This is a genomic window from Flavobacterium sp. 270 (assembly GCF_004368785.1).
Classification (GTDB): domain Bacteria; phylum Bacteroidota; class Bacteroidia; order Flavobacteriales; family Flavobacteriaceae; genus Flavobacterium.
Map to the genome: position 1 here is coordinate 585,450 of NZ_SODM01000002.1, position 20,432 is coordinate 605,881.

Genomic DNA, 20,432 nt, shown 5'->3' on the forward strand with positions numbered 1-20,432 from the left:
TTAGTCAACTAATTTTTTGAACAATACGCAGGCATTGTGTCCACCAAAACCAAAAGTGTTACTCATAGCAACATTTACCTCTCTTTTCTGAGGTTTGTTTAAGGTAAGATTTAATGCTGGATCGATGTTTTCATCTACTACACTATGGTTAATCGTTGGAGGAACAATACCGTGCTTCATCGCTAAAATCGAAGCAATAGCTTCAATAGCTCCAGCTGCACCAAGTAAGTGTCCTGTCATTGATTTTGTAGAATTGATGTTTATATTTTTTGCGTGATCTCCAAAAACTGCACTAATTGCTTTTAATTCTGCTACGTCTCCTAATGGAGTAGAAGTTCCGTGAGTATTGATATGATCAATATCTTCCGGATTCATTCCTGCATCTCTTAATGTATTTTTCATTACTGCAATAACTCCAATTCCTTCCGGATGTGGTGCAGTTAGGTGGTAAGCATCAGACGACATTCCGCCACCGCCAATTTCGCAGTAAATTTTTGCGCCACGGGCTTTAGCATGTTCGTAATCTTCAAGAACCAAAGCTCCTGCTCCTTCTCCTAAAACGAAACCATCTCTGGTTGCATCAAAAGGTCTTGAAGCTGTTTCTGGACTGTCGTTTCTTGTAGACAAAGCATGCATAGAGTTAAAACCTCCCATACCCGCAATTGTAATTGCTGCTTCTGAACCACCAGATACGATAACATCACACATTCCTAAACGAATGTAGTTGAAAGCATCAATTAAAGCATTTGCAGAAGATGCACATGCAGAAACCGTAGTATAATTTGGACCCATATAACCATTACGCATCGAAATGTGCGCAGGTGCTATATCGGCAATCATTTTAGGGATAAAAAACGGATTGAATTTTGGAGTTCCGTCACCTTTAGCATAATAAATTACTTCTTCCTGAAAAGTTTCTAAACCTCCAATTCCAGCGCCCCAGATAACACCAACTCTTTGTTTATCGATATTATCATCTGTAAGTCCGGCATCTTTAATAGCCTCATCACTTGCAGCAACTGCGTATTGAGCGAATTTATCTAATCTTCGAGACTCTTTACGATCCATAAAATCTTCAATATTGAAGTTTTTTACTTCACAGGCAAACTTCGTTTTATGCTTCTCTGTATCATAATACGTGATAGGAGCGGCTCCGCTAACCCCATTCACAAGTGCATCCCAATATTCCTGGATATTATTCCCGATAGGAGTAAGTGCACCTAATCCTGTTACAACAACTCGCCTTAATGCCATAAATGTGTATTTTGTACTTTAAACAAATAAAACCCACGCTTTCTTAAATTGTATTGTTTACTTAAGAGCTATGGGCATTACAATATAAATATATCTTTTTGATTGAATGTCAATCTAAATTTAAATTTTAAAAAAATAATAACACCCAGTTTTTAATAAATTCAAATTTCAAAAAACAAATTCCAAAAAAATTGGAGTTTGGAATTTCAAAAAATTGGGATTTTTTAAAAACCGGGTGTGATATTATTATTTTTTAGCTTCTTCGATATAAGAAATAGCTTGACCAACAGTAGCAATGTTTTCTGCTTGATCGTCTGGAATTTGAATATCAAATTCTTTTTCGAATTCCATAATAAGCTCAACAGTGTCTAATGAGTCAGCTCCTAAATCATTAGTGAAGCTTGCTTCTGTTACAACTTCGTTTTCGTCAACACCTAATTTGTCTACGATAATCGCTTTTACTCTTGATGCAATGTCTGACATAATCTTTAATTTTAGAATTTAATTTGTTGGCAAAAATAAAAAACTTTATTTTAAAACCATGATTTAGTTTATAAATGTGACACTAATTTATAAAATTAATTTCAAGAAAGCCCTTTTAATACTATTTATTTTCGATTTTTATTCCGTTTTTTGCATTCTAAAAATAACCTCTATTATGAAAAAAATTATTGTTTTTGCCTCAGGATCAGGAACTAATGCAGAAAACATTATAAAATATTTTGCCCAAACAAAAATTGCAAACGTCGTTTCTGTTTTTACCAATAATGCTTCGGCAAAAGTTATCGAAAGAGCAAAAAATCATCAAATTTCAGTTGAAATCTTCTCAAAAAATGAACTTTTAGAGCGAAACGTATTACAAAAAATAGAAAAAATCGACCCGGATCTGATTGTACTGGCTGGTTTCTTACTCAAATTTCCAGATAACATAATTGAAAAATACCCTAATAAGATCATTAACATCCATCCTGCCCTTTTACCAAATTATGGAGGTAAAGGAATGTATGGCATGCACATACATAGAGCGATAGTAAATAATAAAGAGAAGGAAACCGGAATCTCTATTCATTATGTAAACGAACATTATGATGAAGGTGGTATTATTTTCCAGAAAAATATAGCGCTTACAGAAGAAGACACGCCGGAAACAGTGGCTGAAAAGATTCATGAATTGGAACAAAAGTACTTTCCGGAGATTATTGAGAAATTATTAGAAGGCAAACTTTAAATTCCGATTACAAACTCAATTGCAAAAATTAATTGCAATATCAAAAAATCAATTTTAGATAAAGTTTGACTAATCTAAAATCTAAAGTCTTAAATCTAAAATAAAAAATGCACGAAGTACATATATATACAGATGGTGCTGCAAAAGGAAATCCTGGAAACGGTGGTTATGGTGTAGTGATGGAATTGGTTGGAACGCCGCATAAAAAAGAATTTTACGAAGGATTCCGCCTTACTACTAATAATAGAATGGAACTTCTGGCTGTAATTGTAGGTCTGGAAAAACTTAAAAATCCAAATATGAAGGTTTTGGTTATTTCGGATTCTAAATATGTTGTTGATTCTGTTCTAAAAAAATGGGTTTTCGGATGGGAGAAAAAAGGCTACACCGGCAAAAAAAATCCCGATTTATGGAAACGCTTTTTAATCACTTACAGAAAACATCAAGTCGATTTTAAATGGATTAAAGGCCATAATAATCATCCTCAAAATGAGCGTTGCGATCAGCTTGCTGTTATGGCGTCTCAACAGCCTAAGCTTTCTGTTGATGTTTATTACGAAACCGTAGCTTCTAAAGAATAAAAAAAACGCATCCAAAAATATATTTTTGGATGCGTTTTCAATTATTAACTCAAGTTTTTATTTACTGTTTGTCTAAATCTTTTGCTTTGTGAAATCCTGCAAGTAAACCAACTCCAGACATTGTAATGATTGTTGCCGGATAAATTACATCTGAATTCATACTTGTGTAAGTCGAAAGAAATAAAGCGATAAAAAATCCAAGTCCGATTCCGATTAAAAGAAAAGCGAAGTTCAAAACGAATATTTTCCATGCCGGAACTGCATTATCTCTTCCTTTTAAAAAGATACTGGCATCAACACCTTTTTCTATAAGGGCCAAACGCTCTCTGTTTCTTGTTGAATAAATAAGGTAAACGATCCCGAAGATCATTAGAAATAAACTAATTGGTATTAAAATTTCTACACTCATAATATTGTATTTTTAATTGATTGATACTCCATATGACGAGAGGAGTTTGATTTAGGTTACAAGTAAATAGAAAAATTTCAAAAAAAAATAAAATTCCAAATTTCAAGTGCGAATTAAACCATATAAGTAATGTAAGTTCTATTTATATTCCTTTGGAATTTGGAATTTCAAAAAATTGGAATTTTATTTTTTTTAATTTAGTTGTAACCTAATTAAATAAACTGTCGTCTTATATAATATGAGTACTTTAGAAGATCAACATTATATCGATTTAATTATACAAGGCGACAGCAAGGCTTTTGCCGTGTTGGTTGATCGTTATAAGAATATGATTTTTACTTTGGCGCTCAAAATGGTCAAAAACAGAGAAGAAGCAGAAGAGGTTGCACAAGATACCTTTATTAAAATGTACAACTCGTTGAGTAAGTTTAAGGGGGATTCTAAATTCTCAACCTGGACTTATAAGATTGCTTATAATACGTGTTTGGACAGTTTGAAGAAAAATAAAAAAGAAGAAAACAATATTTCGATAGATGAATTCTCGGCACATTTAATCAAAACGATGGATAACGCTTTGAGTGCTTTAGAAGAAAAAGAACGAAAGCAGACGATTCAAAATTGCTTAAATTTGTTACCAAGAGAAGAAAATTTTCTGTTGACTTTATTTTATTTTGATGATCAGAGTTTAGAGGAAATCGGAAAAATTATGGATATTTCGGCCAACAACGCCAAAGTGAAATTATTTAGAAGCCGACAGAAATTAGCCGCGATTTTAAAAAAGCAGTTAGAACCAGAAATAGTAGAATATTATGAAAGAGAGCGATAAAAATATAGAACAACTTATAGATAAAATGATGGCCGAAAATACTTTGGATTCGCCATCTTTTGACTTTACTTCAAAAATAATGTCTGAAGTTTTAATCTTGGAACAGAAAAAACTGAAAACCTATAAGCCTTTGATTTCACAATCGGTTTGGATTTTTATTGGATTGGTTTTAACAGGTTTGATTATCTATGCTTCTCTGTTTTCTGAAACTTCTCAAAATTTAGAAATCGGAAAAATATATACGGATAAAATTTCAAATCTGTTTTCTGGAATTCATTTATCAAAAACTATAATATATGCTATATTAATTGTTCCATTTATGGTTTTGCTTCAGATTGGAGTTTTAAAAAATTATTTTGACAAGAAATACAATCTGTAAGAAATTTTGTAATATCCATTTCAAGTCTACTATTTTTCATAACTTTGTATCGTTCATTAAATTTAAAAAGATGATACGTAAAACAATTACTCCTAAGAATAATATTATTGACCTTTCTTATGAAATTCCAAATAATCAAATTGGAAAATCATTGAAAGTATCGATCGATTTCGAAAATGAAATGGATCAAATTGAAAGTAATTTATCTAAAGAGGACTTTGTAAAATGGATTAAAACTGCAGAGCAATCTCCAACAATGTCTCTTGAGCAGTTTAATCAGAAATGGGAAGAAAAGAAGTTAAAGATTCTAAACAATATACGCTAAATATTACTAATAATTACTTTTACAATTTTACAAGAAATTGTTGATTACATTGCATTTGAAAAACATCAGCCGCTAAATGCAATAAAAATTGGTAACGGAATAAATAAAACAATGAGTAAAATCATTGAAAATCCTTTAATTTATTCTGAATGTGAAAACCTCCCTACAAAATCTAAAATTTACAGAGAAGCAACTTATAAAACGTGGTTAATTGTTTTTAAAATCAAAAATTATATTATTATCATTCTTGGCGTTTTAAGCGGAAAAAGAAAATCTTCATCATTTAAAAAACTTATATAAAAAAGAGAGACGTATTTTTTACAATATATTAGTTGCATTTTAAATTCAAAAAATATATTTTAATCCTTCAAAAGACTCGAATATAATTTACTCATTTACAATAGTTTTACTCCGAAATCGTTGTCATTATTTTATGAAAATTTTGAGAGTGCAAACCGTTGCAATATTGTAACTTATGAAGTATCTTTGCACCCTAATTCGAAATTCATAAAATGAATAAACTATTGATTGTTGGAACGGTTGCTTTCGACGCGATTGAAACTCCTTTCGGAAAAACAGATAAAATATTAGGTGGTGCTGCAACGTACATTGGTTTGTCTGCATCTTTTTTTAACTTACAATCGGCCATTGTTTCTGTAGTTGGCGACGATTTTCCACAAGAACATTTAGATTTATTAACTTCAAAAAATATTGATATCTCTGGTATCGAAATTGTAAAAGGCGGTAAAACCTTTTTCTGGAGTGGTTTATATCATAACGATTTAAATTCTAGAGATACTTTAGTAACAGAATTAAACGTTTTGGCAGATTTTCAGCCAAAAGTTCCTCAAAATTTTAAAGATTCAGATGTTGTAATGTTAGGAAACTTACATCCTCTAGTACAAAGCAGCGTTTTAGATCAATTAGAGAAAAAACCAAAATTAGTAGTTTTAGATACTATGAACTTTTGGATGGACTGTGCGCTTCCTGAATTATTGGATGTTATTAAACGTGTAGACGTTATTACAATCAATGACGAAGAAGCAAGACAACTTTCTGGTGAATATTCATTAGTAAAAGCAGCAAGCAAAATTCAGGACATGGGACCTAAATATGTTGTAATTAAAAAAGGAGAACACGGCGCATTGATCTTCCATAACAGAGAAGTGTTTTTTGCACCAGCTTTACCTCTTGAAGATGTTTACGATCCAACAGGAGCGGGAGACACTTTTGCAGGTGGTTTCTCAGGATTTATTACGCAAAGCGAAAACATTTCGTTTAACAACATGAAAAATGCAATTATTTACGGTTCAAATTTAGCTTCATTCTGTGTAGAGAAATTTGGAACCGAAAGGATGGAAACATTAAGTAAAGCAGAAGTAGCGATTCGATTACAGCAATTTAAGTCGTTAACTCAATTTGACATAGAAATATAATGCCGAAGAGCCTCGATAAAACGGGGCTTTTTTATTACGTTAATACACACAACTTACAACAACACACAAAATACAAAAAACAATGAGCGACGCTTTAAAACACGAATGTGGTATAGCCTTAGTTAGACTTCTTAAACCGCTTGAATATTACAAAGAAAAATACGGAACGGCTTTTTATGGGATGCAAAAAATGTATCTTATGATGGAAAAACAGCACAACCGTGGTCAGGATGGTGCTGGTTTTGCAAGCATCAAACTAGATGTAGAACCTGGACAACGCTATATTAGCCGTGTACGTTCTAATCACGCACAACCGATACAAGATGTTTTTAAGCAAATCAATGATCGCATCAATGAAGAATTGAGCGCACGTCCTGAACTTGCAGACGACATGACAAAACTAAAAGCTGAAATTCCTTATATTGGAGAATTGTTTTTAGGACATGTTCGTTACGGAACTTTCGGAAAAAACAGCATCGAGAGTGTTCACCCATTTTTACGTCAAAGTAACTGGATGCACCGCAACTTGATTTTGGCGGGTAACTTTAACATGACGAATGTTAAAGAACTTTTCGAAAATCTGGTTGAACTTGGACAACATCCGAAAGAAATGGCAGATACGGTTACGGTAATGGAAAAAATTGGTCACTTTTTGGATAAAGAAGTAATGCAATTATACCAAGACTGTAAAGCCGAAGGTTATTCTAAAAGAGAAGCTTCGCCAGTAATTGCAGAAAGATTGGATATTGCAAAAATATTAACCCGTTCTGCTAAAAATTTAGATGGAGGTTATGCAATGGCTGGATTATTAGGTCATGGTGATGCTTTTGTCTTTAGAGATCCAGCCGGAATTCGTCCAGCTTATTTCTATCAGGATGACGAAGTAGTTGTAGTGGCTTCTGAACGTCCTGTAATACAAACTGTATTTAATGTAGCTTTTGAAGATGTTAAAGAAATTGACCCGGGAAATGCTTTGATTATCAAAAAAAGCGGCAAAGTTTCGATGGAGCAAATTCTTGAACCTACTGTAAAAAAAGCTTGTTCTTTTGAAAGAATTTATTTCTCTAGAGGAAGTGACGCAGAAATTTATCAAGAACGTAAAGATTTAGGAAAACTAATTTTACCTGCAGTTCTTAAATCAATTGATAGTGATACAGACAATACTGTTTTCTCTTATATTCCGAATACTGCGGAAACTTCATTTTATGGTTTGGTTGAAGCGGCTCAGGATTTCCTGAATCAGCGTAAAAACAATTATATCTTAGAAAACAGAAATACACTTACTGCCGAAACTTTACAGGAATTATTAGCAGTAAAAATTCGTACTGAGAAAGTTGCTATTAAAGATGCTAAACTTAGAACTTTTATTACAGAAGACAGTAGCCGTGACGATTTAGTTGCTCACGTTTATGATGTTACTTATGGAGTAATCAAACCAACAGATAACTTAGTTATTATTGACGATAGTATTGTTCGTGGTACAACTCTTAAAATGAGCATTATAAAAATGATGGATCGTTTAAAACCTAAACGTATTGTAATCGTTTCATCGGCGCCACAAATTCGTTATCCTGATTGCTACGGAATCGATATGGCAAAATTAGAAGGTCTTGTTGCTTTTAGAGCAGCTTTGGCTTTATTAAAAGAAAGAAACTTATATCATATAGTAGACGAAGTTTATGCAAAATGTAAAGCACAGGAAAATTTCCAAGACAGCGATGTTGTGAATTATGTTACTGCAATCTACGATCAGTTTACTCCAGAAGAGATTTCAGATAAAATTGCAGAAATGCTTAGCTCACCAGAAATTAACGCCGAAGTAAAAATCATTTTCCAAAAAGTAGAAGATTTGCATATCGCATGTCCGAAAAATTTAGGTGATTGGTATTTTACGGGCGATTATCCTACACCAGGTGGAAATCGTGTCGTAAATAGAGCATTTATGAACTTTTATGAAGGAAAAGACGCTCGAGCTTATTAAAAAAGTATTAACAAAAGGTTAATTTGTGCATTTCATCGGTTTTTTTTACCGTTCATCCTATATGTTTGGTAAAAATGAAAAGCTATGATACTTTTGGAAAACCATAACATTAGTAGGTTAAGTTTATGGTAGATTTGGGGCAAAAAGGGTGGAAGAAATTCCACCTTTTTTATTGGAATAAACTCAAGTATTTCTAAAGCAACAAATTATAATCTCTTCGTCGGATATATTTGCAATTCGTCTATAAAGTTTTTTTAATAATTATAACTGCCATACATTTACTAAACCATAACATTAGTAGGTTAAGTTTATGGTAGATTTGGGGCAAAAAAGGTGGAAGAGATTTCACCTTTTTTATTGGAATAAATCCAAATAATTCTATCTCGATAATTTATCTTCTCTTTGTCGAATATATTTACCATTCATCTAAAAAGTTTTTTTGCTAATTATATCTATCGTACATTTACTAAACCATAACATTAGTAGGTTAAGTTTATGGTAGATTTGGGGCAAAAAAGGTGGAAGAGATTCCGCCTTTTTTATTTTCTTTAAAGAGAAAAGAACATAGATTATAGAATATAGACAAAATATAAAGGCACAAAAAAAGACGAGCACTTTAGGCACTCGTCTTTATTCTATTTTCTTTACTCTATTTTCTTATTTGTCTAAAGCAAATCTTCTTGCAACTTCTGTCCAGTTAATTACACTAAAGAAAGCTTCAATATAATCTGGTCTTCTGTTTTGGTAGTTTAAGTAGTAAGCGTGTTCCCAAACATCCATTCCTAAGATTGGAGTTCCACCATTACCAGCAACTTCTGGCATTAATGGATTATCTTGATTTGGAGTTCCTACAACTTCTAATTTTCCACCTTTTTGAACAACTAACCAAGCCCATCCAGAACCGAATTGTGTTGCACCAGCTTTAGCAAATTTTGCTTTAAACTCTTCAAAAGTTCCAAAAGAAGACTCAATTGCTGCCAACAAATCTCCTGTTGGTAATCCTCCACCGTTTGGAGACATTACTGTCCAGAATAAGTTGTGGTTGTAAAAACCACCACCATTGTTACGAACTGCTGCGTTTGATTTATCTAAGTTTATTAAGATGTTTTCGATTGTTTTACCTTCTAAATCTGTTCCTGCAATCGCTGCATTTAGATTTGTCGTGTAAGCATTATGATGTTTTGTATGGTGGATTTCCATTGTACGTGCATCAATATGTGGTTCTAATGCATCATATGCATAAGGTAATTGTGGTAATTCAAAAGCCATGATATATAATTTTATGGTTTATAATAATTTATCCCAAATTTAAACATTTAACTTTGGAATAGAAAATACTATTTCGTTATAATTCAATTTAATTAATTGATAATTTAGCTTTTTAAGATTTAAATACTTGTAAATCTTTATTTTCCGTTAAAAGTTGTCATTGTATTTTCTAATCCTGCAGTACCAAAATTTCTGATAATTTCTGCTGAGACTTCTAAACGTTCCGGCAATTTTGCTTTTTCTTCTTCATCCCAATCACCTAAAACATAATCTACTTGCTGTCCTTTTTTAAACTGATCGCTGATTCCGAATCTAAAACGGGTATAGTTTTGTGTATTTAAAATCAGATTAATGTTTTTTAATCCGTTGTGTCCGCCATCGCTTCCTTTTGGTTTAATACGGATAGTTCCAAACGAAAGATTCAAATCGTCTGTAATTACCAAAATATTTTCTAATGGAATATTTTCTTTATCCATCCAATATTTTACAGCTTTACCGCTTAAATTCATGTAGGTGTTTGGTTTTAAAAGAAAAAAAGTTCTTCCTTTAAATTTATATTCAGCAAGCGCACCTAGTTTTACGGTTTCAAAAGAAAGGCTTTCTTTTTTGGCTAAAAAATCTAAAACCTTAAAACCTATGTTATGTCTTGTGTTTACGTATTCTGCACCAATGTTACCTAATCCTACAATTAAATATTTTTTCATATAATCTGTGTTCTCTTCTTTTTCTGTTGATGAAAACAGTTTAGTTATCCATTTTATCATATCGCAAAAATAAGGTTAATTAGGTAATTTGGCAATTGGATAATTAGATAATTTGAAAATGTGACAATTAGACAATTGTTACTGGTCTTGGCTTAACCGCAATCCCGAAGTCTCGGGACGTAAGGATTTACGCATGGGACGTAAAAAAATCTCCCGCGGATTTTGGAGATTGAGCAGATTTTAATTTTATTATTTAGACGAGGACAGATATCCACAAGAAACTCCACAAAGAAAATAAACTTTAGCACCTCAGAAACTTAGAACCTTAAAAAAAAAGCCCCAATCGTAAGATTGAGGCTTTTTGTATTGTGTTTTGAAAAAAATTATTTTTTCTTTCCTTTTGCAGGAGCTTTTGCAGCTTTTGCAGCTTCTTGAGCAGCTTTCATAGCAGCACGAGAAATTCTTACTTGAGCAACAACAGTGTTGTCTGGGTGCATGATTTTGTACTCTGGTTTACCAACTTTAGTAACGTACAATTTGTTACCCATTTCAAGTGGAGTAATGTCAGCTTCAACGAAATCAGGAAGATTTGCTGGTAAAGCTTTAACTTTTAATTTACGTGTGTTAAGACGTAAAACACCACCTGCAAGAACACCTTTAGATGTACCAACAACTTTTACTGGAACTTCCATAGTGATTTCTTTGTCATCAAATAATTGAAAGAAGTCAATGTGTAAAATTTTGTCTGAAACTGGGTGTACTTGGATATCTTGCAAAATTGCATTGAATGATTTTCCTTTTCCAAGCTCAATCACAACTGTGTGTGCGTTTGGAGTGTAAACTAAGCTTTTGAACGCTGCTGCGTCTGCCGAGAAGTGTACTGCTTGATTTCCTCCGTATAACACGCAAGGAACCGCTCCAGCATTACGTAAGGCTTTAGTTGACACTTTGCCCACGCTTTCTCTTTCTGATCCTTTAATTGTAATCGATTTCATTGTAAAAAAATATAGTTATTAATAAATATTCTAATTCTTATTGTAGTGAGATTGCTTCGTTTCTCGCAATTACTACATTATAAATTTTCCACTAATGGAATTGTTGTGGTGCACCATGTGCATAACTTCTGCAAAAAGAGGCGCACAACTCACCACTTTTATTTTCTTAGATTCTCTCTTTAACGGGATAGAATCTGTTACGATTAATTCGCTTAATTTCGAATTCTCGATTTTTTCGTAGGCTCCACCAGAAAGTATAGCGTGTGTACAAATTGCTCTCACACTTAACGCTCCTTTTTCGATCATTAAGTCTGCCGCTTTTGCTAACGTTCCTCCTGTATCGATCATGTCGTCTACTAATATTACGTTACGGCCTTTTACTTCACCAATCAGCTCCATAGTATCGATAACGTTGGCTGCTTTTCTTTGTTTGTAACAGATTACTACATCTGATTCTAAAAACTTCGAGTAAGCATATGCTCTTTTTGAACCTCCCATATCTGGAGATGCAATTGTCAAATTGTCTAATTTTAAACTTTCTACGTATGGTAAAAAGATTGTAGATGCAAATAAATGATCTACCGGTTTTTCGAAAAACCCCTGGATTTGATCTGCGTGTAAATCCATTGTCATAACTCTTGTCGCTCCGGCAGCATCTAATAAATTAGCTACTAATTTTGCTCCAATCGGAACTCTTGGTTTGTCTTTTCTATCCTGTCTTGCCCAACCGAAGTATGGCATAACAGCTGTAATATGTCTTGCTGATGCGCGTTTTGCTGCATCAATCATTAACAACAATTCCATCAAATTATCTGCTGTTGGAAAAGTTGAACATACGATAAAAACACGTAATCCTCTAATTGACTCTTCATATGACGGCTGGAATTCTCCATCGCTATATGTTGACATTGTTACTTTCCCTAACGGAATTCCGTAATCTGCAGCGATTTTCTCTGCAAGATAAACACTTTGTGAACACGCAAAAATTTTAGCTTCTGGTTCTAGGTGCGACATTATAATTTGTTGTTTTGTAGTTAGTTGTGTGTGCGCCGTTTTAACGAGCTGCAAATTTAGAAAATTTATCCAACACTGAAAGGAAAAATTTAAGTATTTTTAGTAGAATTTTTAATTTTATTTTTTACATTTGCACCGTGTTAAAGGAATGACGCCATTTATGACATCATTCTATTGCGTTAAAATAATTGATTCAATCATTTATTTTTTCGTCTGCTAAGCCCGGATGGCGGAATTGGTAGACGCGCTGGTCTCAAACACCTGTGGGAAACCGTGCCGGTTCGACTCCGGCTCCGGGTACAAAACCTCTTCTTAACGGAAGAGGTTTTTTTGGTTTTACAACATAATTACCAAACTCTAAACTAATCCTTGACATGTGAATGTGTGGTTTTAAAATAGGATGTTTTGGCTGATTTGATGGTGCAACACGTCTTCTTTCATCTGTTGTGCCATTTGGTGTTTTACATTTTGGAACTGGTTCAATTACTTTAAGTTTTCCATACTAAAATGTTTTACGGAAAACCATATTCATACTTTAATTACAATTCCAATAATGAATTTACCACAGCCAATAACCCGCACATGAGCTTTCATTTATAATTCATTTTGCTAAGATTTTATTTTAATTCTTAAATTTCAATTTATATTTGTTTTTTTAATCAACCATATCAATTTACATTACACAAAGTAATTATTCCTTGAATAGACATAATAATACTCATTAAAAATTAATGAATCAAAAAAAAAATTATTTCCCGAATCTTAACGGCTTACGATTTATTGCCGCTTTTCTTGTAATTATTCATCACATTGAGCAATTTAAATTTATTTCAAATTTAGATAGTTTTTGGAATCTACCATTTATTAAAATAACAGGAAAACTTGGAGTAATTTTATTTTTTGTTTTAAGTGGTTTTTTAATAACCTATCTTTTATTAGCTGAGGAAAATTCTATTAAAACAATAAGTATTCGAAAGTTTTATATTAGACGAATTCTACGAATTTGGCCTTTATATTTTTTAATAATAATTTTAGCTTTTCTAGTTCTTCCTAATATTACTTTATTTACTTTACCCGGTTTTGGAAAAGAAGTTATTTATAATCATTTGCTATTAAAATTATTTCTGTATGCCATCTTTTTTCCAAATTTAGTACTATCTATGTTAGGAGTTGTGCCATATGCCTCGCATACATGGTCAATTGGAACTGAGGAACAATTTTATTTAGTATGGCCAGTGCTAATAAAGTATTTGAAAAAATACCGAATTTATTTAATGCTTTTAATAATAAGTTGTTATCTACTTATTGATAAATTTTTGAATACTACCTATTCAGATTTTTTACCATATAAAGTAGTAATTAGGGATTTTTGGTTAACTTTCAATATTGATTGTATGGCCATAGGTGGTTTTTTTGCTGTTTTATTAAGTCAAAACAATCGTTTACTTTCTATCTTATTAAATAGAAATCTTTTCTATTTAATCACGATAACTACGCTTATACTTATAGCTAAAGGCGTGTATCTTCCTTATTTGCACTATGAATTCTATTCTTTATTATTTGGCACAATTATTTTAAATTTTGCAGCCAATGATAAAATAAAGATTTCACTTGAGAATAATTTTTTAAACTATCTGGGAAATATTTCTTATGGCTTATATATGTATCATCCGATGATTATTATACTAACATTAGCGATTTGTAAATCTTTGAATTTAATAACAAACTGGTATATATATCCTTTAACTTTTGTTTTGACTTTTCTCTTGGCTCATATTTCATATAAATATTATGAAAAATATTTTCTTAAATATAAAATTAAATTTTCTAATATTTTAAGTGGTAGTAAAATTACCGAATAACAAATATTCACTTGTTTTCAATATTTCAAATCATTATCATAATTCTTGTCATTTTTTAAATTTCACAACTCGCATTATGCAAAACAGGAAAATTACAAGAATTAGCAATAAAACACAATTGATTTGCTTTTGTATGCAATTCCAAAGCCAATTCAATTTTATCTGAATCCGCAATTACAACTTTTGGATTTAATCGGACTTCTGTAAAACGACCGCTTCCGTCTGAATTTACTTCTAATGTTGCTTCAGCATCATCAGAATATTCTAAAACTTCAATTCCGTTTTGAGAACATACATATAAATACGACATCATGTGGCAGGAAACTATACTACTCAACAATAAATCTTCAGGATTATACAATTCTGGATCGCCTTTGAAAGCTTTTGCTGCGGAAATATTTAAAAGTGGTTTTCCTTCAATTTTGATTTGATGGGTTTTGCTGTAGAATCTTTTTGTTGATTCTATCTGACTTTTGGAAGTCCAGTTTAATTGTGTTTTGAATAAGTGCTTCATTTCGCTAAGTTAAGATTTATACTGAAACGAGTTGATCTCGCAAAGTCGCAGAGACGCAAAGTTTATTCTATTTATTGTCATTCTGAGGAACGAAGAATCTTCATTCTTCGTTCCTCAGAATGACAAACTTTATGGCTAATTAAAAAACTTTGCGACTTTGCGAACAATTTTACCCATAAAAAAACCTCAAAAGCATTACACTTTCGAGGTTTCTTCAGAGAATTAGAACTAACTAAACAAAGTTCTAAAAGAATTTATTTTTGAACCGAAAATTTAAAAGTAGTTTTCGTTTTATACTTTTCTCCCGGGTTTAAAACCGTTGTTGGGAAATTTTTCTGGTTTGGAGAATCCGGATAATGCTCAGTTTCTAAACAAAGTCCTGTTCTGTGAGCGTATGTTTTTCCATCACGTGTTGGTAAAGTTCCGTCAAGGAAATTTCCAGAATAGAACTGAATTCCAGGTTCGTCTGTAGTCATTTCCATAACTCTTCCGCTGGCTGCGTGGTACACTTTTGCGATAATAGTTTTTCCTTTTTCAGGATTGTTCAATACCCAGCAGTGATCGTAACCTTTTCCTCTTTCTAACTGTTCGTTTTTAACTTCGATATCTTTTCCGATTAATTTTGGTTTTCTGAAATCGAAAGGCGTATTGGCAACATCTTCTAATTTTCCTGTTGGAATCAAAGTTGCATCTACGGGAACCAATTTATCTGCATTTAAAGTCAATTCGTGATCTAAGATTGTTTTTGTAAAATCTCCAGATAAATTGAAGTAAGAATGCTGCGTTAAATTCACAACCGTTTTCTTATCTGTCGAAGCTTCATACAAAACTTCCAATTGATTGTCATTTGTCAAAGTATAAGTCACAAAAACTTGTAGATTTCCAGGATAACCTTCTTCCATATCTTTACTCAAATACGATAATTTTAAAGTAGCAGTGTCACCAGATTTTACCTCATCTGCTTTCCAAACTACGTTAAAATATCCCTTAGGTCCGCCATGCAAAGCATTTGGTGCATTGTTGATCGCTAATTGATAGTCTTTTCCGTCAAGCGAAAATTTTCCTTTAGCAATTCTGTTTCCGTATCTTCCGATTAAAGCTCCAAAAAATGGATTCTCTTTTTCGTATTGAGCCAAAGAATTAAAACCAATTACTACATTTTCAGAAACACCTGCTTTATTTGGCACTTTCAAATCTGTAATTCTACCACCAAAAGTGATGATATCCACTTCCATCCCATTTTGGTTTTTCAATTTATAACTATCGACTTTTTCTCCTTTTGCAGTTGTTCCATATTCCGATTTTTCAATCGTCACCAAAGCTTTTGTATCAGCAGTTTCAGTTTTTTCTGTATCTGCTTTTTTATCGCTTTTACATTGAACCGAAAGCGTCGCCAAACCTAAAAGCGTAATTCCAAAAATGTAACGTTTTAATCCTTTCATAAATTGATATTTTTAATTTTTGTAAATGGTTAGATGTTAAAAGTAAGAAAAAATCTTAGAATCTTAGTAACTTAAAACCTCAGCAACTTAGATTACAATCCATGCTGAAACAAATGAAAATAAGCTTCATTCGCATTGATTTTATCTTTAAAGTCTCTTACTGTAGTTCTTTCATCAATTACCAATAATTCGATTCCAGCGATGTCTGCTAAATCTTCCATATATTCAGTTGTGATTGACTGGCTGTAAACGGTATGATGCGCTCCTCCGGCTAAAATCCATGCTGTAGCTGCAACTTCTAAATTTGGTTTACAATCCCAAAGAACGCGTGCAACAGGAAGTTTTGGTAATTCAGCCATTGGTTTAACCGCTGTAACTTCGTTCACGATTAAACGGAAACGAGTTCCCATATCAACCAAAGAAACGTTGATCGCGTCTCCTGCTGGAGAATTGAATACCAAACGAGCCGGATCTTCTTTTCCTCCAATTCCTAATGGATGTACTTCACAAGAAGGTTTTCCGTCGGCAATTGATGGACAAATTTCCAACATGTGAGAACCTAAAACGTATGATTTTTGTGGTGTAAAATGGTACGTGTAATCTTCCATAAAAGAAGTTCCGCCTTCTAAACCGATACACATTACTTTTAAAGCTCTTACCATTGCAGCTGTTTTCCAGTCTCCTTCACCGCCAAAACCATAACCATCTGCCATTAATCTTTGTGTAGCGATTCCTGGTAATTGTTTCCAAACTCCAAGGTTTTCAAACGTATCTGTAAAAGCGCCGAATCCTCCTTCTTCAAGGAAAGCTCTTAAACCTAATTCTATTTTTGCTGCTTCTACTAATGAACCTCTTTGTGCTCCGCCTTCTTTTAAAGCATCAGTTAAATTATAAGAAGAAGCGTAAACTGCCAATAAATCGTTTAATTGCTGGTCTGTTACTTTCTCAATATGTTTGGTAACGTCTGATGAATCATATCCGTTTACCGACATTCCGAAACGAATCTGAGCCTCAACTTTATCACCTTCTGTAACAGCAACTTCACGCATATTGTCTCCAATACGAGCTACTTTTAGGTTTTGCAATTCATCCCAACCTAAAACGACTCTTGACCAGATTCCTAATTGTTTTTGAACTCTCTGGTCTTCCCAGTGTCCAACCACAACTTTACGTTTTTTACGCAATCTTGACATGATGAAACCGAATTCACGATCTCCGTGAGCTGATTGGTTCAAGTTCATGAAATCCATATCGATGCTTCCCCACGGAATTTCAGCATTATATTGTGTATGTAAATGACATAATGGTTTTTTAAGGATATTTAAGCCACCAATCCACATTTTTGCTGGCGAAAAAGTATGCATCCAAGCAATAATTCCGATACAATTTTTAGCCGAATTTGCTGCTAAACAAACGTCTAAAATCTGAGAAGGCGATTTTACTACATCTTTATAAACCACTTTTACCGGAATTGAAGACGAAGCGTCTAATCCTTTTGCAATAATCTGAGAATGTTCTGCTACTTTTCTTAGTGTTTCTTCACCGTATAATTCCTGGCTTCCTACTACAAACCATACTTCTTTTTGAGAAATGTCTATCATTTTTATTGTTTATTTTGTTTCAAGTTTCAGGTTTCATGTTTTTGAAAACCTGACAACTAAAATTGTTAGTTTATTGTTTTGTTATTTTTGTTTCACATTTACATTTCACGTTCCAACAACTTGAAACTTGAAACAAAGAAAACCTGAAACAAAACTCCTATTGTCCGTAATACGAATCTTTTCCGTGTTTACGGTTGTAATGTTTTTTTATTAATGAATCTTTTAATCTTGGTGCGTTCGGGTTTATTTGTAAAGTCAGGTAGGCCATTTCTGCCACAACTTCCAGAACTTTACTATTGTAAACCGCTTTTGCTGCGTTTTTTCCCCAGGCAAACGGACCGTGATTTCCAATTAAAACCATTTCAACTTCTTCATACGAAAGATTTTTTTCTTTGAAACAATCCAAAATCTGGATTCCGGTATTGTGTTCGTAGTTTCCTTCAATTAAATGATCTGCCATTGGCGGTGCGCACGGAATATCAGCTGTTAAATGGTCTGCGTGCGTCGTTCCGAAAATCGGAATATCTTGTTGTGATTGGGCCCAAGCCACAGAATAGGTTGCATGTGTATGTGCAACGCCACCAATATTTGGCCAGTTTTTATACAAATAAGCATGCGTTTTAGTATCTGATGACGGACGCATTGTTCCTTCGATAACATTATTGTCAAAATCGACAATTACGATATCTTCAGGTTTTAAATCCTCGTACGGAACACCGCTTGGTTTAATGGCAAAAACACCATTTTTTCTGTCCACGGCGCTTACGTTTCCGAAAGTATATACTACGAGGTTCAATGCATTTAACTGCATGTTTGCTTCGTAGCATTCTTGTTTTAAATCTTTATAAAGAGAACTCATTTTGAGAAATTTTAATAGTTGGATCTGCGAAAGCGCTTAATTGTTCGTAAGCTAAAAGCAGTTTATGATAAGCCTCTACTTTGTCTGTTTGAGGGAAATATTCTCCGTCAAAATCACTTCCTATTTTCTGGCTTGCCTCGATTACGTTTGGATAAATTTCTGCTGCAACCGCTGCGTAAATTGCTGCACCTAAAGCTGGCGTTTGGTCTGAAGCTGCAATTTTAATTGGCTTGTTTAAAACATTCGCCAAAGTCTGCATGATAAAAGGTGATTTTCTTGCAACGCCGCCAATTCCGATTACGCTGTCGATTTTTACACCTTCTTCTTCAAAACGATCTACAATTTTCTTCGCTCCAAAACAAATTGCGTTTACTAAAGCTTTAAAAATATGAGGTGCTTTTGTTCCTAATGATAAATTAGAAATTGCGCTTTTTACTTCCTGATTGGCGTCTGGAGTTCTACGTCCGTTGATCCAGTCTAAAGCAATTGGAAGACTTTCTGAAACTGGAATTTTCTCTGCTTCTTTTGTCAATTCAACAATTAATTTATCGCTGAATTCTTCTCTCAATTGTTCTTTTTGAGTTTCATTTAAAAGAGATGAAGACCCTAATAAATGTTCTGTCGGCCACATCAATAATTCTTTGTACCAGGCCAATAAATCTCCAAAAGCAGATTGTCCCGCTTCTAAGCCAATAAAGCCCGGAATTACAGAACCATCAACTTGTCCGCAGATACCGCGAACCGTTTTTGTTCCCACTTCATCATAAGAACCAACTAGAATATCACAAGTTGAAGTTCCCATAACGCGAACCAAAGTATTCTCTTCGATTTTTGCTCCAACAGCTCCAGAATGCGCATCGAAAGTTCCAACAGCAATAATAGTGTCTGTAGAAAGTCCTAAACGGTCTGCCCATTCTTGGCTTAATTTTCCTGCTGACAAATCAGAAGTATAGGTTTCATCGTATAAATTACCACGAAGCTGTGCTAAATACGGATGTAATTTTTCTAAGAATTCAACCGGAGGAAGTCCATTCCAGTCTGCGTGCCACATTGCTTTGTGTCCTGCTGCGCAACGACTTCTTTTGAAGGTTTTTAAATCTTTATCGTCGATCAACAAATACGTCATTAAATCGCAGTGTTCCATCCAGGTATGTGCTGCATTTCTAACTGCTTCGTCTTGTCTTGCAATATGAAGGATTTTTGCCCAGAACCATTCAGAAGAATAAATTCCTCCAACGTATTTTGTTACGTCTTCTCCGCCCCAGCTTACTGCCAGTTCGTTGATTTCGTTTGCTTCATTTATTGCCGTGTGATCTTTCCATAAAACCATCATCGCATTTGGGTTTTCTTCAAAACCTTTTGTCAATGCCAATGGCGTTCCGTCTTTTGTAACCGGAACCGGAGAAGATCCAGTTGTATCAATACAAATCCCTTTTATTAGTGAAGGATCAACTTTACTTTCTTTTACAACATTTTGAATTGTAATTTCCAGTCCTTCAATATGATCCAAAGGATGCTGGCGAAATTGATTTATCGATGCGTCACAATATTGTTTGTTTTTCCATCTTTTGTAATGAGAAACATTTGATGCCAACTCCTGTCCATTTTCAGCGTCAATAAGCACCGCTCGAACAGAATCTGTTCCGTAGTCCAATCCTATTACGTAATTTTTCATTTCTAAATTCATTGGTTAATTAATTGACAAATATAAAAATAATTAATTTATAAGTGTACAATAAACACTTAATAAAAA

The 20,432-nt window shown here is 33.4% G+C and carries 21 protein-coding genes and 1 tRNA gene; 10 read left to right on the forward strand and 12 right to left on the reverse strand.

The genetic code is table 11. The features are described 5' to 3' along the window. Positions 1-1,254: a beta-ketoacyl-ACP synthase II gene (gene fabF, locus EV144_RS09840; protein WP_134148385.1), complete on the reverse strand. Its 1,254-nt coding sequence runs from the start codon at positions 1,252-1,254 to the stop codon at positions 1-3. A 246-nt stretch (positions 1,255-1,500) separates the two neighbouring features. Continuing rightward, a complete protein-coding gene (locus EV144_RS09845; RefSeq protein WP_007137004.1) occupies positions 1,501-1,737 on the reverse strand; it encodes an acyl carrier protein in 237 nt (78 codons plus the stop codon). Positions 1,738-1,912: 175 nt separating this feature from the next. On the opposite strand from EV144_RS09845, the gene purN reads away from it, so the two are divergent. Next, the gene (gene purN, locus EV144_RS09850) at positions 1,913-2,482 is read left to right on the forward strand and encodes a phosphoribosylglycinamide formyltransferase (protein WP_134148386.1); all 570 of its coding nucleotides are present in this window, start codon (positions 1,913-1,915) and stop codon (positions 2,480-2,482) included. A 107-nt stretch (positions 2,483-2,589) separates the two neighbouring features. Then, positions 2,590-3,063, forward strand: a complete 474-nt coding sequence (gene rnhA / locus EV144_RS09855; protein WP_134148388.1) for a ribonuclease HI — start codon at positions 2,590-2,592, stop codon at positions 3,061-3,063. Between the two features lie 61 nt (positions 3,064-3,124). On the opposite strand, the gene EV144_RS09860 is transcribed toward rnhA, so the two are convergent. Then, positions 3,125-3,472: a DUF6249 domain-containing protein gene (locus EV144_RS09860; RefSeq protein WP_134148389.1), complete on the reverse strand. Its 348-nt coding sequence runs from the start codon at positions 3,470-3,472 to the stop codon at positions 3,125-3,127. Positions 3,473-3,710: 238 nt separating this feature from the next. On the opposite strand from EV144_RS09860, the gene EV144_RS09865 reads away from it, so the two are divergent. From EV144_RS09865 to EV144_RS09890, 6 genes are all read left to right on the forward strand, one after another. After that, on the forward strand, positions 3,711-4,298 hold the full coding sequence (locus EV144_RS09865; protein ID WP_134148390.1) for an RNA polymerase sigma factor: 588 nt from the start codon (positions 3,711-3,713) through the stop codon (positions 4,296-4,298). Next, positions 4,282-4,677, forward strand: coding sequence for a hypothetical protein (locus EV144_RS09870; protein WP_134148391.1), 396 nt, complete (start codon positions 4,282-4,284; stop codon positions 4,675-4,677). Before EV144_RS09865 ends, EV144_RS09870 begins: the two co-directional genes overlap by 17 nt. Before the next feature lie 70 nt (positions 4,678-4,747). Then, complete coding sequence (locus EV144_RS09875; RefSeq protein WP_134148393.1) at positions 4,748-5,002, forward strand: hypothetical protein; 255 nt, start codon at positions 4,748-4,750, stop codon at positions 5,000-5,002. A gap of 36 nt (positions 5,003-5,038) precedes the next feature. After that, positions 5,039-5,302 (forward strand): type II toxin-antitoxin system RelE/ParE family toxin, encoded by a 264-nt coding sequence (locus EV144_RS09880; RefSeq protein WP_262712228.1) that lies wholly within the window; start codon positions 5,039-5,041, stop codon positions 5,300-5,302. A gap of 212 nt (positions 5,303-5,514) precedes the next feature. Continuing rightward, entirely contained in the window at positions 5,515-6,438 is a 924-nt protein-coding gene (locus EV144_RS09885) for a PfkB family carbohydrate kinase (protein WP_134148396.1), read from the forward strand. A gap of 82 nt (positions 6,439-6,520) precedes the next feature. Continuing rightward, positions 6,521-8,419 (forward strand): amidophosphoribosyltransferase, encoded by a 1,899-nt coding sequence (locus EV144_RS09890; protein WP_134148398.1) that lies wholly within the window; start codon positions 6,521-6,523, stop codon positions 8,417-8,419. A 657-nt stretch (positions 8,420-9,076) separates the two neighbouring features. On the opposite strand, the gene EV144_RS09895 is transcribed toward EV144_RS09890, so the two are convergent. The 4 genes from EV144_RS09895 to EV144_RS09910 all read right to left on the reverse strand — a co-directional run bounded on the left by EV144_RS09895 (position 9,077) and on the right by EV144_RS09910 (position 12,401). Further along, positions 9,077-9,688: a superoxide dismutase gene (locus tag EV144_RS09895; protein WP_134148399.1), complete on the reverse strand. Its 612-nt coding sequence runs from the start codon at positions 9,686-9,688 to the stop codon at positions 9,077-9,079. A gap of 137 nt (positions 9,689-9,825) precedes the next feature. Further along, on the reverse strand, positions 9,826-10,452 hold the full coding sequence (gene pth / locus EV144_RS09900) for an aminoacyl-tRNA hydrolase (protein ID WP_134148400.1): 627 nt from the start codon (positions 10,450-10,452) through the stop codon (positions 9,826-9,828). A gap of 323 nt (positions 10,453-10,775) precedes the next feature. Next, a complete protein-coding gene (locus EV144_RS09905; RefSeq protein WP_134148401.1) occupies positions 10,776-11,387 on the reverse strand; it encodes a 50S ribosomal protein L25/general stress protein Ctc in 612 nt (203 codons plus the stop codon). 72 nt (positions 11,388-11,459) lie between these two features. Further along, on the reverse strand, positions 11,460-12,401 hold the full coding sequence (locus tag EV144_RS09910; RefSeq protein ID WP_134148402.1) for a ribose-phosphate pyrophosphokinase: 942 nt from the start codon (positions 12,399-12,401) through the stop codon (positions 11,460-11,462). 220 nt (positions 12,402-12,621) lie between these two features. On the opposite strand from EV144_RS09910, the gene EV144_RS09915 reads away from it, so the two are divergent. Both EV144_RS09915 and EV144_RS09920 read left to right on the forward strand, forming a co-directional pair. Beyond that, positions 12,622-12,701 (forward strand) — tRNA-Leu (locus tag EV144_RS09915). A 431-nt stretch (positions 12,702-13,132) separates the two neighbouring features. Beyond that, positions 13,133-14,263: an acyltransferase family protein gene (locus EV144_RS09920; protein WP_134148404.1), complete on the forward strand. Its 1,131-nt coding sequence runs from the start codon at positions 13,133-13,135 to the stop codon at positions 14,261-14,263. Positions 14,264-14,318: 55 nt separating this feature from the next. On the opposite strand, the gene EV144_RS09925 is transcribed toward EV144_RS09920, so the two are convergent. From EV144_RS09925 to EV144_RS09945, 5 genes are all read right to left on the reverse strand, one after another. Continuing rightward, on the reverse strand, positions 14,319-14,777 hold the full coding sequence (locus EV144_RS09925; RefSeq protein ID WP_134148406.1) for an OsmC family protein: 459 nt from the start codon (positions 14,775-14,777) through the stop codon (positions 14,319-14,321). 254 nt (positions 14,778-15,031) lie between these two features. After that, entirely contained in the window at positions 15,032-16,219 is a 1,188-nt protein-coding gene (locus tag EV144_RS09930; protein ID WP_134148408.1) for an aldose epimerase family protein, read from the reverse strand. A 92-nt stretch (positions 16,220-16,311) separates the two neighbouring features. After that, the gene (gene araA, locus EV144_RS09935) at positions 16,312-17,820 is read right to left on the reverse strand and encodes an L-arabinose isomerase (RefSeq protein ID WP_134148410.1); all 1,509 of its coding nucleotides are present in this window, start codon (positions 17,818-17,820) and stop codon (positions 16,312-16,314) included. 157 nt (positions 17,821-17,977) lie between these two features. After that, entirely contained in the window at positions 17,978-18,679 is a 702-nt protein-coding gene (locus EV144_RS09940; RefSeq protein WP_134148412.1) for an L-ribulose-5-phosphate 4-epimerase, read from the reverse strand. Beyond that, on the reverse strand, positions 18,663-20,354 hold the full coding sequence (locus EV144_RS09945) for a ribulokinase (protein ID WP_134148414.1): 1,692 nt from the start codon (positions 20,352-20,354) through the stop codon (positions 18,663-18,665). Before EV144_RS09945 ends, EV144_RS09940 begins: the two co-directional genes overlap by 17 nt. Positions 20,355-20,432 lie beyond the last annotated feature (78 nt).